The following is an 11,887-nucleotide window of genomic DNA, read 5'->3' as shown; positions in this document are numbered from 1 at the left end:
TTGCGAAAGGCGCTGCGCGGATGCGGCCAATGGAACGTTGACGCGCGCCGAAACCTCTTCGTCAATGCCGACGAGATCACGGGACAGGGTCTCGACGACCGCGACCTCAACGAGATCATCGAAATCCTGAGCAGCAAGTTCCTGCGGGACCTGCATTTCAAGGCGAGCCCAAGCGCCGTCAGGCGGGAGCTGATCGCGGTTGCCCACGATCAGGCTTATCATCCGGTCATCGATTATCTCGACGGCCTCGCCTGGGATGGCACGCCGCGCATCGATACATGGCTGAGGGATTATTGCGGTGCCGAGGATAGCGAGCTCAACCGCGCCTTCGGCTCCAAGCTGCTGATCGCCGGTGTGCGGAGGATCAAGCAGCCCGGCGTCAAGTTCGACACGATGCTGGTGCTCGAAGGTCCGCAAGGGGCCGGCAAATCCGGCCTCGCGGAGCGGCTTGCCGTCCGCAAGGAGTGGTTCTGCGGCAATCTCGATCTGAAGAGCGACGACAAGACCAAGGCCGAGCTCCTCGCCCGCGCATGGATTGTCGAGTGCCAGGAGCTCGACGGCATGAACCACACCACGAGCCAGAGCCTGAAGAAATTCCTCAGCACGGACACGGATAACTACCGCAAGGCCTACGGTCACGATGCGCGCGGCTATCGGCGGCACTGCATCATTATCGGCACCACCAATGAAGACGCCTATCTGCGCGACCTGACCGGCAATCGCCGTTTCTGGCCCGTAAAGGTGGCCGAAATCGCCTTGGCGAGGTTGAAGGAAGACGTGCACCAGCTTTGGGCCGAGGCGGTGGTGCGGGAACGGGCCGGCGAGGAGATCGGGCTGCCGCGCCATCTCTGGAAGGCGGCAGCGGACGTGCAGACCGTGCGCCTTGTCGAAGACACCTTCGAACCCGTGCTCGAAGACTGGTTCGGCGAGCGCACAGGCCGCGTCTCGCTGGAAAGCGTCAAGCTCCTCCTCGGCTTCGAGGGCGGCAGGATGAGGGCACCCGAGGCGCAACGCCTGCGGATGATCATGGACCGGATCGGTTGGGATTATAATACCTTCCGTCTTCACGATCCCGGCCAGGGCGGCATCTCGCCGCGCAAGGGTTTTGCGCGCGGCACCGACGATGAGCGCAAGGAGGAATGGATCGCCCGGCGCGGCGATGGCGGCATGCCCACGCTGGAGCGGGTCAAGGCAGGCTCGTCCGACACGGAACCGCCGTTTTGAATGTAAGCCTATGGCGTAACCGTAACCCGCGTAACGGTGCCGTGCGCGGTGCCGCGCGGCGGCAAGGGGGAGCGCCATACTCCCCCTGCTCCCGTTTGTCTTTTTGGGGCCAAGGTTACGGTTACAGGTTACACCCGCTGCCGCCAGCTTTGGGCAGATTGACCGGACTGCACCGCCGCCCGCACAAGGTCCTCCGAGGCCGCCCAGGCGCGGCGGGCTATAGCCCAGCACAAACGCGCCGGGCGCGTCTGACGGCCTCCGACGGGCCGCTGAGCGGGGTTATGGGTGGCTACCGTGGTTTTGCGGCGCGTGATCGTCGCGGGAAGGGTCGTCAAGCAGCAGCAGCGCGGGGTTTCGGTCCACTTCGGGCAGATGCCGGACGATCTGCAGGTCTCCGTCAGTGCGGCGATGAATGGAATAGATCAGCTCGCCATCGAGCGCTTTTTCCGCGCGCTTGCTGGCGATCCGATAGCGCATCAGCATGGCGATCAGCGCCAGCAGGAATCCGGGCGGGATCAGCAGCCACACCGCCTTGATCCAGTTCGGCGACGATTGAAACGTATCCAGCAGGTCCATCCAAAAATTGTAGTCGGCCATTGTTGTTGTCCTGCAGAGTCCGAGGGGTTCAAATCGCAAATATGTAATAAAATACATGGAGAAAATTTACATGCAACGGCTTTGTGCCGTTCATGGACATCAAGAAGCGCTTTGGAATGGCTGTTAAGGAAAGGCGAATTGCCCTCGGCATTTCGCAGGAAGAACTTGCTATGCGTATTGGAGCCGACCAAGCATACGTGAGTCGTGTCGAAGCAGGACAAGTAAACGCGACGCTTGATACAGCAGATCAAATCGCTCTAGCCCTTCAGACTGGTTTGGCAGAACTTTTTGGGCCGTCGATCAATCATCACCTTGGTACCTAGGGCTACCCGTATGTCTATTGAGTCACAATCGATTGACTGCTCGCGCGCAGCGGAACGCTTTTTCCGTTTTTACTTTCGGCACTGTACTGAGCCAGATCAAGATACACTTTTCAGTCTTCTAAACGCGATTCACAGTTTGAACGACCGGCTTCGCCAGTCTCGGGGTGCAGATTTTTTTGAATTTGACGAATTTATCGCGTTGAAAGCACTTAGGAATCTCTTCCATCACAAGCAAGAATTGATAAACGAAATAAAGGGACTTCCTGTTTTAGAGGATATGCCAATACAGAGTGATCTGTTGACGATGTGTCTTGCGCCTAGAAAATTGGCTTTGCAGGCAATCCAAGAAGAACGCCGACCTGAAAACAGATCGCGTGTCGAAAGTGCTTTAAAATGGTACGGCGACGTGGTTGATCTAAACCCAGCAATTTTCAACTTCACGGTTCATGCATACGAGAAGCTTGTTAAGCTAGATATTAATATGGATGATGACGCTGTGGCTGCCTTTGCATGTAGCTATCAAACGGAAGAAGAGCAGGGTTTCCCGCATTTTGTTAGCGGCACGATTTCATGCCGTGCAGGGGACGTAAATGAGATTCTACGAAGCATCTTTTTAGGCGCCAACCAAAGAGCCGAAAGTTAATTTTTTTAATTTTAAATCAAATGCTTAGATGGTGCCGCCTACGTGACTCGAACACGTGACCCCCGCATTACGAATGCGATGCTCTACCAACTGAGCTAAGGCGGCTTACCAAGCGCAGGGCCAGCCTACTATGGCCCTACTATTTTATTCTGTCACCCGCCAACCCACTAGCTTCGAACGTCATTCTCGGGCGGACCCGGTAATTACGAATGATGTGCTCTACTAACTGAGCTAAAGCGGCCCGAACGCGGTTTCGCGTTGCAGTGCGCTGTTACAGGCTCTGCGGCTGTTTTTCAAGCGTCTTGCGCGCGGGGCGTTTAAAAAAATGGCGGTCAGGCCGGGGCCTTCAGCAGCGAGAGGGTTTCGGCGCGGCGGTCGCGGTCGGTATCGAACAGGCCGCGGGTGACCAGGGTGATGGTCTTCGAGCCGTGGGCCTTGATGCCGCGCATCGCCATGCACATGTGCTCGGCCTCCACCATCACCATCACGCCCCTGGGCGCGAGTGCATCATTGATGGCGTCGGCGATCTCGTCGGTCAGGCGTTCCTGCAGTTGCGGGCGGCGGGAGACGGTGTCGACCACGCGGGCGAGTTTTGAAAGCCCCGTCAGCCGCCCGCCCTCGGGCAGGTAAGCGATATGGACCTTGCCGAAGAACGGCAGAAGGTGATGCTCGCACATGGTGTGGAACAGGATGTCCCGGACGATGACGATGTCATCATGGCCGTCTTCCTGGAATACGGTCTGAAGATGGGCGCGCGGGTCTTCATCGCGGCCGGAGAAGACTTCCTGGTACATCTTGGCGACCCGAAGCGGCGTATCGCTCAGGCCCTCTCGGGTCGGGTCCTCGCCGAGCGCCACCAGAATATCATGGACCGCCTTCATGATTGCCTCGCGCTGGAGGCGCTCAGCCTCAAGGGCGTCGATATCGGTCGGGATCGTGTTCACGGGTCACCTGTCGGTCGGTTCTGTCGCGGGCTATGTAGGCCTTGCGACCATCAGGGTTCAAGCCCCGATTTCGTCCGTAGTTCCTCGGGCCGTCTCTGGTCGCGCGCCGTCAGCACGCAGGCGATCACGATCAGCGCGCCGCCGATCAGCGTCGGCCAGGCCGGGATCTCGCCGAAGAACGCGAAGCCGTAGAAGCCGGCCCAGACCAGCGCGGAGTAATCGATGACGGCGTAGAGCGAGGCCGGAATGCGGGCGAGCGCCGAAATCAGGCAGATGAAGCCAAGCGCACCGCAAAGACCGATCAGCCCGATCTGCCAGGTGAGCGCGGCCGCCGGCGTCTGCCACAAGAGGGCGGCCATCGGCAGGCAGAACAGCGCGGCAAAGGCGGTCTGCATCAGGCTCAGCGTCACCGGATGATCATCGGCTGAGGATTTCTTCATCGCGATCGCGGTGAAGGCATAGGCAAGGGGCGCTGCAAGCCCCGCCGCGATCACCGGTAGCGTCACCGGCGGGCCGGCAAAGCCGGAGCCCTTGGCGGCGACGATCAGCGCCGAGCCGGAAACCGCCAGCACAAGGGCGATCAGCACGAAACGGCCCGGCCGCTCGCCGAACACCAGCGCGCCGAGCATCGCCATATAAATCGGCGCGGTCATCGCCAGCGCGAGCGCCATCAACAGCGGCATGCCGGCAAGGCCATAGAAGAACAGGCTCGCCGTCACCGCCGCCAGAAAGCCGCGCAGCATATGGGCCTTCATGAAGCCCCGGCGCGGCCAGCGGCGCACGAAGACAAGGACGAACAGCGCGAGAAACAGCGCCGAGACGGCATAGCGCAGGAACACGACCTGGAAGCTCGACAGCGCCATACCGAGGCTCTTGGCAAGCGCATCGACGCCCGAAAGCAGGGCCACCGCCGCCACCGCAAGGCCGATGCCGGACATCCGGCTTGCTGCTGCCATGAACCCCTCCCGCCTGTACCCGCATGCCGGGCAGTCATCAGCCGATAGCGCCGCCTTCGCTAGGGGTCAAGCCGTGCAGCCGGCCGGGCGGTTCGCCCGGAGACGTAAAGAGAGGATCAAAGATGGCCGAGGATGAAATCGACCCGCGCTTCCACCGTCGTCTTCGGCAGAATGACCGGATGATAGCCGTGTTCGGGGTAGAAATGCAGCAGGCGCTGATATTCCGCCTTGCCCTGTTCCAGATTGTGCCGGCGCTCGTCGTCGGTCTCGAAAATCTCCGGCCAGGGCGGGGTCATGAAGACACGCGCATTGTAGCGGTACCGGGCCAGCAGATCAGGCGCGAGATCGCCGCCGGCATGGGCAAGCGCCGCCGCCGCGTCCACAAGGCCGCGGTCGAAAAACACCGGGCTGTCGTGGTCGCGCATGCGTTCGAAATCGGCGATCGCGACATCGATGGCGCGGCGGGCGAAGGCTGCGAGGTTCACCCAGGGCAGCGCCGCGCCGTCGCCGGCCAGTTCCTCGGCCACGATCCGGCGGCCGGGCTCTTCCACGCTCGCGTAACCGCGCCCGGCGAGAGCGGCAAGCAGCGTCGACTTGCCGCCGCCCGAACAGCCGGAAAGGACGAAGAAATTGTCCATTGCGCCTCAGGATTTTCCGGTGCAGGCGATGCCCGGATCGTTCTCGCCCTTGGTCACGTCGTACAGCGTGCCGTCATCGCCCTTGCTCCACCAGACATAGGGCCCGGCGGCATAGCGCGCGCCGGAGGCCGCGATCACTTCGGCCGCGATGATGTGGTTATCGGGCCATTGCAGCTCGGCAAGCATGATCTGGCCGCCATTGATGTAGCGGGCGTCGAGCGTGAAATCGCCGCAGTCATAGCTGGCCGAAATCTCGGTGGTCCCTTCGGGAAGGTCGAGCGAAACCTTGTCCTCCGCCACGGCGGGAAGGGCGGCGAGCGACAGCGCGATTGCAGTGAGGGTTGCGGCTTTCATGGGGTCCTCCTGTTTATGCCGGCCGCATCATACACGGCTTCACCGCAGCCGCCGACACGCATAGGTTTATCGCTGAAAATTCGCTGTGGGTCTTGCAATCGCCCGCCGCCGACGTATAACCGCCGCCCTTTGCCCACCATGACAGGATAAGCCCCATGACCGCGCTCGGCCTCGACTTTGGCACGACCAACACCGTGATCGCGGTCCCCGGCGAAAACGCCGGCGAGACCCGGTCGCTCTCCTTCGAAAGCCGCGCCGGGATCACCGATACGATGCGCACCTGCCTGTCCTTCATGAAGGACCGGCAGGCGGGCTTCGGCGCGCCGCTGGCGACCGAGGCGGGTGCTGCGGCGATCCGCACGCTGATCGACCATCCCGGCGAGTGCCGGTTCCTGCAATCGATCAAGACCTATGCGGCAAGCCCGCTGTTCAAGGAGACGGCGGTGCTCGGCCGCCGGCATACGTTCTCTGACCTGATGGCGGTGTTTCTGGAAAAGCTGATGACCTATGCCGGCGACGGCTGGCCGTCCGATGTGTCGCGCGTAGTCGCCGGCCGGCCGGTGCGCTTTGCCGGCATCGGCGCCGACGAGGCGCTGGCGCTGGACCGCTACAACGACGCGCTGTCGCGCTTCGGCTTTCCCGAAATCCGCTTCGTGCTGGAGCCGGTGGCGGCGGCCTGGTATTTCGCCGAGCGGCTGACGAGCGATGCCAATGTTCTGGTCGCGGACTTTGGCGGCGGCACCACCGACTATTCGATCATCCGGTTTTCGAGGGCCGCCGGAAAGCTTTCCGCCGAGCCGCTGTCGCATTCCGGCGTCGGCGTTGCCGGCGACATGTTCGACTACCGGATCATCGACAATGTGGTGAGCCCGATGATCGGCAAGGGCACGCATTACAGAAGCTTCGGCAAGACGCTCGACGTGCCGTCGAACTATTACGCCAATTTCGGCCGCTGGAGCCAGCTTTCGATCTTCAAGACCACCCGCGACTTCACCGATCTCAAAAGCCTGGTGCGCGACGCGACCGATCCGGACGCGCTGGAACTGTTCATCGAGCTGATCGAGAATGACGAGGGCTATCCGCTCTATGAAGCCGTCTCGGCCGCCAAGCGGGCGCTGTCGGAGGCCGACGAGGCCGACTTCTTCTTCGCGCCGCTTGGCCGCGAAAGCCGCCGTACAATCCGCCGCGCGGATTTCGAAGGCTGGATCGCTGGCGAGCTCGCCCAGATGGAGGCGACGCTGGACGAGGCCATCGTCGACGCCGGGCTGTCGCCGAGGGATATCGACAAGGTGTTCCTCACCGGCGGCACCTCCTTCGTGCCGGCGGTGCGCCGGATTTTCGAGAACCGGTTTTCCGACATCGAGACCGGCGGCGAACTGCTGTCGATCGCCCACGGCCTGGCGTTGATCGGCAAGGACGAGGCGTTCGCGGGGGAGGTGTAACGGTGATCTTCGGAGCGTAAGGGTGAAAAGAGCAATCCGGAAACGCCTGTGAAAGCCGCCTCGCCCCTCAAGGGGCAAGGCAAGTCTCCCGCCAAATCAACCCTTGGCGTTGTACTTCGCGTCCAGATCGTTGATCGCCTGGACATTGCCGGCGGAGCGGCCGTTGGGGTCGAATTCGCAGGCGAGATAAGCATCGGCGATCGATTTCGCCAGCTCTGTTCCGATCACGCGCGCGCCCATGGTGATGACCTGGGCGTTGTTGGAGAGCGCCGCGCGTTCGGCCGAATAGGTATCGTGGGTCTGGGCTGCGCGGATGCCCGGAACCTTGTTGGCCGAGATCGCGACGCCGATGCCCGTGCCGCAGCAGAGGATAGCCCGGTCATAGGTGCCGTCCAGAATGCCGGCGGTCACGCGGTCGGCCAGGTTGGCGTAATATTCGTTGCCATTGTTGGGCGGTGTGCTGAGTTCGGAGACGGTGAACCCTTCGCGGCCGGCCAGATGCTCGGCGATGACCTTGGCGAGCGGGGCGCCGGCGCTGTCTCCTGCGACTGCAATCTTCATGGTGTTTTCCTTTCGAGAGAATAGGGGTTCAGATGACCTTCGCGACCCGCTCCAGAATGTCGAGATAGCCCTCGACATGCCAGGCGGAACGGCCGATGAACAGCCCGTCGACATGGTCGCAGGCGATCATTTCGGCGCAGTTTCCGGGGTTGACGCTGCCGCCGTAGAGGCAGGGCAGTTCGCGGCCGGTCACAAGCCGCGTGGTGTCGATGATCTTGGCCTGGCGCGCTTCGGCATAATCGGGCGTGGCCGGATGGCCGCGCTCGCCGATCGCCCAGACCGGCTCGTAGGCGAAGATGATCTCGGCCTGCTTCTGCTCGTCGCTGAGACGCGAAAGCGCGGCCTCGACCTGGGCATGCAGCACGTCATCGGCGCGGCCGGCATCCTTTTCCGCCTCGGTCTCGCCGATGCAGATCAGCGGGATCATGCCGTGGCGCACCGCAGCTTCGGTCTTCAGGCCGACGGTTTCGTCGGTCTCGCCAAAATTGGCGCGCCGCTCCGAATGGCCGAGCTCGACGATATCCATGCCGCAATCGGCGAGCATCACGGGAGAAATTTCGCCGGTCCACGCGCCGCGATCGTCCCAATGCATGTTCTGCGCGCCGACCAGCACATCGGCATCCGCCAGCCGCGCCTTGACCTCGCGGATCGCGGTGAAAGGCGGGATGACGAAGCGCTGGATGCGGTCGTCGCTCTTGGCGACGGCGAGCGCATCGGCATAGGCGACGGCCTCGGACAGCGTCTTGTTCATCTTCCAGCTGGTTCCGACAAAGAACCGGTCAAACCGTGCCATCGCTCACTCTTCCTCTGCGAAATACAATTCTATGCCCTGGCTGGTCAGTTCCGCGGCCTGGTCTTCGGGCAGCGCGCGGCTCGTCACCACGCCGGCGAAGGCATCGAGATCGGCCAGCCGGTGCAGGGCGGTGCGGCCGAACTTGTTGTGGTCGGCCATCAGATAGGATTTCTGCGCGACCGCCATCATCGCGCGCTTGACCTGCAGCACTTCCTGATCCTGGTGGCAGGCGATGCGACCATGGATCGAGGAACTGGTGATCAGCGCGATATCGGCGCGCAGGTCTGACAGCGTGGCAATTGTGATGACCCCGAAGAAGCCATTGAACTTCTTGGAAAAATCGCCGCCAAGCGCGATCAGGCTGATGCCGCCCTGCCCCGAAAGCCCATTGACGATCGAAAGATTGTTGGTGATCACCGTCAGCGGCCGCTTTTCGATCAGGAAGGGAATGACCGCCTCCGAGGTCGATCCGTCATCGACCATCACGCTCATACCGGACTCGATGAAATCGGCGGCGCGGTGCGCGATCGCGCTTTTCAGCGCCGGCGCCATCTTCGCGCGGTAGCGATAATCGCTTTCGAACTGGCCGCTCGCCTCGATCGTGGCACCGCCGCGCACCTTGCGCAGCAGGCCCTCGGCCTCAAGATCATCCAGATCGCGGTGGATCGTCATCTTTGAGACGGCAAAGCGCAATGCCAGGTCATCGAGCGAGACCGTGCCTTCCTCGACCAGCAGATCAACGATGTCCCGACGGCGGTCATCGAGTTTCAATGGACATCCTCACGCATTTGCATGATGAGTGATTAACATCGTGATTACCCATAATCAATCAATGTGAAGATATTATGTTATCTTTTAATGTGACTTTGTGAAGAAAGGCTGTGATCGCACACCGTCAAACCACGCTTTGCCCGAAAGCCGCTTTTGCTCTATCAGGAGGCGGATGCAATGCAGGACCGCGCGGATATGAAGGATGAAACCAGGGCGCTGCCCGTCACCGCCGTGCTGGAGCCGCTGACGGCGGCGCTGAAGCGCCATGGCCGCGCGGTTCTGTCCGCGCCGCCGGGCGCCGGCAAGACCACGCTGGTGCCGCTGCACCTTCTGGAGCACGGCCCGCCGGGCAGGATCATCCTGCTGGAGCCGCGAAGGCTTGCCGCCCGCGCCAGCGCCTTTCGCATGGCATCCCTTCTCGGCGAGGAGCCCGGCGGCACCGTCGGCTACCGCATGCGGCTCGACACCAAAGTCTCGGCCAAAACCCGCATCGAGGTGGTGACAGAGGGCGTGTTTGCCCGCATGGCGCTGGAAGACCCCGAGCTTTCCGACATTTCGACGCTGATCTTCGACGAGTTTCACGAGCGCTCGCTCGACGCCGATTTCGGGCTGGCGCTGGCCCTCGATATCCGCGCGGGCCTACGCGAGGACTTGAAGGTGCTGGTGATGTCGGCGACGCTGGATGTTGCCCGGATCGCCGCCCTTCTCGGCGATGCGCCGGTGATCGAAAGCAAGGGCAGGGCCTATCCGGTCGAGCTTCGCTATCAGGCCCGGCCGCCGCAAGCGCGCATCGAGGACAGCGTGAGCGATGCCGTGCGCGCCATGCTCGCGACCGAAGACGGCTCGATCCTTGCCTTCCTGCCGGGCCAGGCCGAAATCCGCCGCACCGCCGAGCGACTGGAGGGAAGGGTGGGGGAGGACACCGATATCGCGCCGCTTTACGGCAATCTCACCCGCGCCGAGCAGGATGCCGCGATCAGGCCCGCGCCGGCGGGCCGCCGCAAGGTGGTGCTCGCCACCTCGATCGCCGAAACCTCGATCACCATTGACGGCGTCACCATCGTCATCGACAGCGGCTTGCAGCGCCAGCCCGCCTATGAGCCAGCCACCGGCATCACAAGGCTGGAAACCGTGAAGGTCTCGCGCGCGGCCGCCGACCAGCGCGCCGGCCGCGCGGGGCGCACCGCGCCGGGGATTGCGTTGCGGCTCTGGCATGAGGGCCAGACCGCGGCCCTTGCCCCCTTCAGCCCGCCGGAAATCATGAAATCCGATCTCTCCGGCCTCGTGCTCGATCTCGCCCATTGGGGCGTCACCGACCCCGCCCAGCTTGCCTTTCCCGACCAGCCGCCCGCGCCGGCCCTTGCCGAGGCGAGGAAGTTGCTTAAGTCGCTCGGAGCGCTGGGAGAGGATGACCGACTGACCGAAACCGGCGAACGCATCCGCGCGCTGTCGCTGCCGCCGCGCCTTGCCGCCATGGTGATCAAGGCCGGCCGCGAGGGGCATGCCCGAGACGCCGCGCGGCTTGCCGTGCTGATGAGCGAGCAGGGGCTTGGCGGCACCGGCATCGATCTGTCGGAGCGGCTGCGCCGGTTTGCCGCCGATCGGTCGCCCCGCGCCGAGGCCGCGCGCGGTCTGGCCAGCCGGATCGCGAAGGCGGCGGGCAACGTCCGCGCGGACGGCCCGTTCGACCCCGGCGAAGCGCTGATCCACGCCTTTCCCGACCGGATCGCGATGGCGCGCGGCGGGCTCGGGCGCTATTTGATGGCGAACGGGCGCGGGGCGGAGCTTGCCGAGGACGATCCGCTCGCCGGCCAGGATTTTCTGGTGATCGCCGATCTGACCGGATCGGCCGCGCGCGGACGGATTCTCGCCGCCTGCCCGCTGTCGCGCGCCGTTATCGAGGCGCAGCCGGGGATCGAGACGCTGGAGGAATGCGTGTTCGACCGCGACAGCCTGTCGGTGCGCGCCCGCCATGTCCGCCGGCTCGGCGCGCTGGTGCTTTCCGAACGCGCGGTCAAGAAACCCGCGGGCGAACAGGCGGCCGCGGCGCTGGCAGAGGGCCTGCGCCAGCACGGACTTGCGCTGATCGATCTTCCGAAGGAGGCGGCGCATCTGAGAGAGCGCATCGGCTTTCTGCACCGCAAGCTTGGTCCGCCCTGGCCGGATGTCAGCGATGACGGGTTGCTCGACAGCCTCGATGCCTGGTTCACGCCGTTCCAGACCGGCCAGACGTCGCTTGCGGCGGTTACGCCCAAAAGCCTGACGGACGGGCTCAAATCGCTGCTGCCCTATCCGCTCGCCGCCGATCTCGACCGGCTGGCGCCCACCCATTTCACCGCGCCCACCGGCGACCGGCTGCCGATCCGCTATGATGGCGACGAGCCGGTGCTGTCGATCCGGGTGCAGATGCTCTACGGGCTGAAGGCCCATCCGACGATTGCCGGCGGCGTGCCGCTGCTTCTGGAACTGACCTCGCCCGCCGGACGGCCGATCCAGACCACCCGCGATCTTCCCGGTTTCTGGGCGGGGTCGTGGAAGGATGTGCGCGCCGATATGCGCGGGCGCTACCCGAAACATCTCTGGCCGGAAAACCCGGCCGAGGCCGAAGCAACGCGCAGGGCCAAGCCGCGCGGAACGTGAC

At 63.4% G+C, this 11,887-nt stretch carries 13 protein-coding genes and 1 tRNA gene; 5 read left to right on the top strand and 9 right to left on the bottom strand.

The annotated features are described in order from the left end of the window. Positions 1–1,224 (top strand): virulence-associated E family protein (locus tag K7H91_RS21195; protein ID WP_230722195.1); only part of this gene is annotated, 1,224 nt, incomplete at its 5' end. Between the two features lie 279 nt (positions 1,225–1,503). On the opposite strand, the gene K7H91_RS21190 is transcribed toward K7H91_RS21195, so the two are convergent. Continuing rightward, positions 1,504–1,821, bottom strand: coding sequence for a hypothetical protein (locus tag K7H91_RS21190; RefSeq protein ID WP_230722194.1), 318 nt, complete (start codon positions 1,819–1,821; stop codon positions 1,504–1,506). Between the two features lie 92 nt (positions 1,822–1,913). Between K7H91_RS21190 and K7H91_RS21185 the strand changes: the two genes are divergently transcribed. Both K7H91_RS21185 and K7H91_RS21180 read left to right on the top strand, forming a co-directional pair. Next, a complete protein-coding gene (locus K7H91_RS21185) occupies positions 1,914–2,144 on the top strand; it encodes a helix-turn-helix domain-containing protein (protein WP_230722193.1) in 231 nt (76 codons plus the stop codon). Positions 2,145–2,154: 10 nt separating this feature from the next. Continuing rightward, a complete protein-coding gene (locus tag K7H91_RS21180) occupies positions 2,155–2,787 on the top strand; it encodes a hypothetical protein (RefSeq protein ID WP_230722192.1) in 633 nt (210 codons plus the stop codon). A gap of 29 nt (positions 2,788–2,816) precedes the next feature. Here K7H91_RS21180 and K7H91_RS21175 read toward each other — a convergent pair. The 5 genes from K7H91_RS21175 to K7H91_RS21155 form a co-directional block, all read right to left on the bottom strand. Beyond that, a tRNA-Thr gene (locus K7H91_RS21175) sits at positions 2,817–2,892 on the bottom strand. 227 nt (positions 2,893–3,119) lie between these two features. Next, entirely contained in the window at positions 3,120–3,731 is a 612-nt protein-coding gene (gene folE, locus K7H91_RS21170; protein ID WP_330166031.1) for a GTP cyclohydrolase I FolE, read from the bottom strand. Between the two features lie 50 nt (positions 3,732–3,781). Beyond that, complete coding sequence (locus K7H91_RS21165; protein WP_230722191.1) at positions 3,782–4,687, bottom strand: DMT family transporter; 906 nt, start codon at positions 4,685–4,687, stop codon at positions 3,782–3,784. A 116-nt stretch (positions 4,688–4,803) separates the two neighbouring features. Continuing rightward, positions 4,804–5,325 (bottom strand): AAA family ATPase, encoded by a 522-nt coding sequence (locus K7H91_RS21160; protein WP_230722190.1) that lies wholly within the window; start codon positions 5,323–5,325, stop codon positions 4,804–4,806. A 6-nt stretch (positions 5,326–5,331) separates the two neighbouring features. Further along, positions 5,332–5,679 (bottom strand): MliC family protein, encoded by a 348-nt coding sequence (locus tag K7H91_RS21155; protein WP_230722189.1) that lies wholly within the window; start codon positions 5,677–5,679, stop codon positions 5,332–5,334. Between the two features lie 155 nt (positions 5,680–5,834). Here K7H91_RS21155 and K7H91_RS21150 point away from each other — a divergent pair, with 155 nt between their 5' ends. Then, positions 5,835–7,121 (top strand): Hsp70 family protein, encoded by a 1,287-nt coding sequence (locus K7H91_RS21150; RefSeq protein ID WP_230722188.1) that lies wholly within the window; start codon positions 5,835–5,837, stop codon positions 7,119–7,121. A 96-nt stretch (positions 7,122–7,217) separates the two neighbouring features. On the opposite strand, the gene K7H91_RS21145 is transcribed toward K7H91_RS21150, so the two are convergent. The 3 genes from K7H91_RS21145 to K7H91_RS21135 are packed head-to-tail and all read right to left on the bottom strand — an operon-like array spanning position 7,218 to position 9,246. After that, entirely contained in the window at positions 7,218–7,682 is a 465-nt protein-coding gene (locus K7H91_RS21145; protein ID WP_230722187.1) for an RpiB/LacA/LacB family sugar-phosphate isomerase, read from the bottom strand. Positions 7,683–7,710: 28 nt separating this feature from the next. Beyond that, positions 7,711–8,475, bottom strand: coding sequence for a triose-phosphate isomerase (locus K7H91_RS21140; protein ID WP_230722186.1), 765 nt, complete (start codon positions 8,473–8,475; stop codon positions 7,711–7,713). 3 nt (positions 8,476–8,478) lie between these two features. After that, positions 8,479–9,246 carry a DeoR/GlpR family DNA-binding transcription regulator gene (locus tag K7H91_RS21135; RefSeq protein WP_230722185.1) on the bottom strand — a complete coding sequence of 256 codons (768 nt, stop codon included), beginning with the start codon at positions 9,244–9,246 and terminating at the stop codon, positions 8,479–8,481. 177 nt (positions 9,247–9,423) lie between these two features. Between K7H91_RS21135 and hrpB the strand changes: the two genes are divergently transcribed. Next, positions 9,424–11,886, top strand: coding sequence for an ATP-dependent helicase HrpB (gene hrpB / locus K7H91_RS21130; RefSeq protein ID WP_230722184.1), 2,463 nt, complete (start codon positions 9,424–9,426; stop codon positions 11,884–11,886). Position 11,887 lies beyond the last annotated feature (1 nt).

It is taken from the genome of Martelella mediterranea, from assembly GCF_021021415.1.
Lineage (GTDB): Bacteria > Pseudomonadota > Alphaproteobacteria > Rhizobiales > Rhizobiaceae > Martelella > Martelella mediterranea_C.
This window is presented reverse-complemented; position numbering and strand designations above follow the sequence as displayed.

Bases quoted from the DNA above. Each gene is read 5' to 3' on its own strand.
- K7H91_RS21180 (WP_230722192.1), top strand. From the start codon at position 2,155: ATGTCTATTGAGTCACAATCGATTGACTGCTCGCGCGCAGCGGAACGC.
- K7H91_RS21185 (WP_230722193.1), top strand. From the start codon at position 1,914: ATGGACATCAAGAAGCGCTTTGGAATGGCTGTTAAGGAAAGGCGAATT.
- K7H91_RS21155 (WP_230722189.1), bottom strand. From the start codon at position 5,679: ATGAAAGCCGCAACCCTCACTGCAATCGCGCTGTCGCTCGCCGCCCTT.
- K7H91_RS21140 (WP_230722186.1), bottom strand. From the start codon at position 8,475: ATGGCACGGTTTGACCGGTTCTTTGTCGGAACCAGCTGGAAGATGAAC.
- K7H91_RS21150 (WP_230722188.1), top strand. From the start codon at position 5,835: ATGACCGCGCTCGGCCTCGACTTTGGCACGACCAACACCGTGATCGCG.
- K7H91_RS21190 (WP_230722194.1), bottom strand. From the start codon at position 1,821: ATGGCCGACTACAATTTTTGGATGGACCTGCTGGATACGTTTCAATCG.
- K7H91_RS21160 (WP_230722190.1), bottom strand. From the start codon at position 5,325: ATGGACAATTTCTTCGTCCTTTCCGGCTGTTCGGGCGGCGGCAAGTCG.
- K7H91_RS21145 (WP_230722187.1), bottom strand. From the start codon at position 7,682: ATGAAGATTGCAGTCGCAGGAGACAGCGCCGGCGCCCCGCTCGCCAAG.
- hrpB (WP_230722184.1), top strand. From the start codon at position 9,424: ATGCAGGACCGCGCGGATATGAAGGATGAAACCAGGGCGCTGCCCGTC.
- K7H91_RS21165 (WP_230722191.1), bottom strand. From the start codon at position 4,687: ATGGCAGCAGCAAGCCGGATGTCCGGCATCGGCCTTGCGGTGGCGGCG.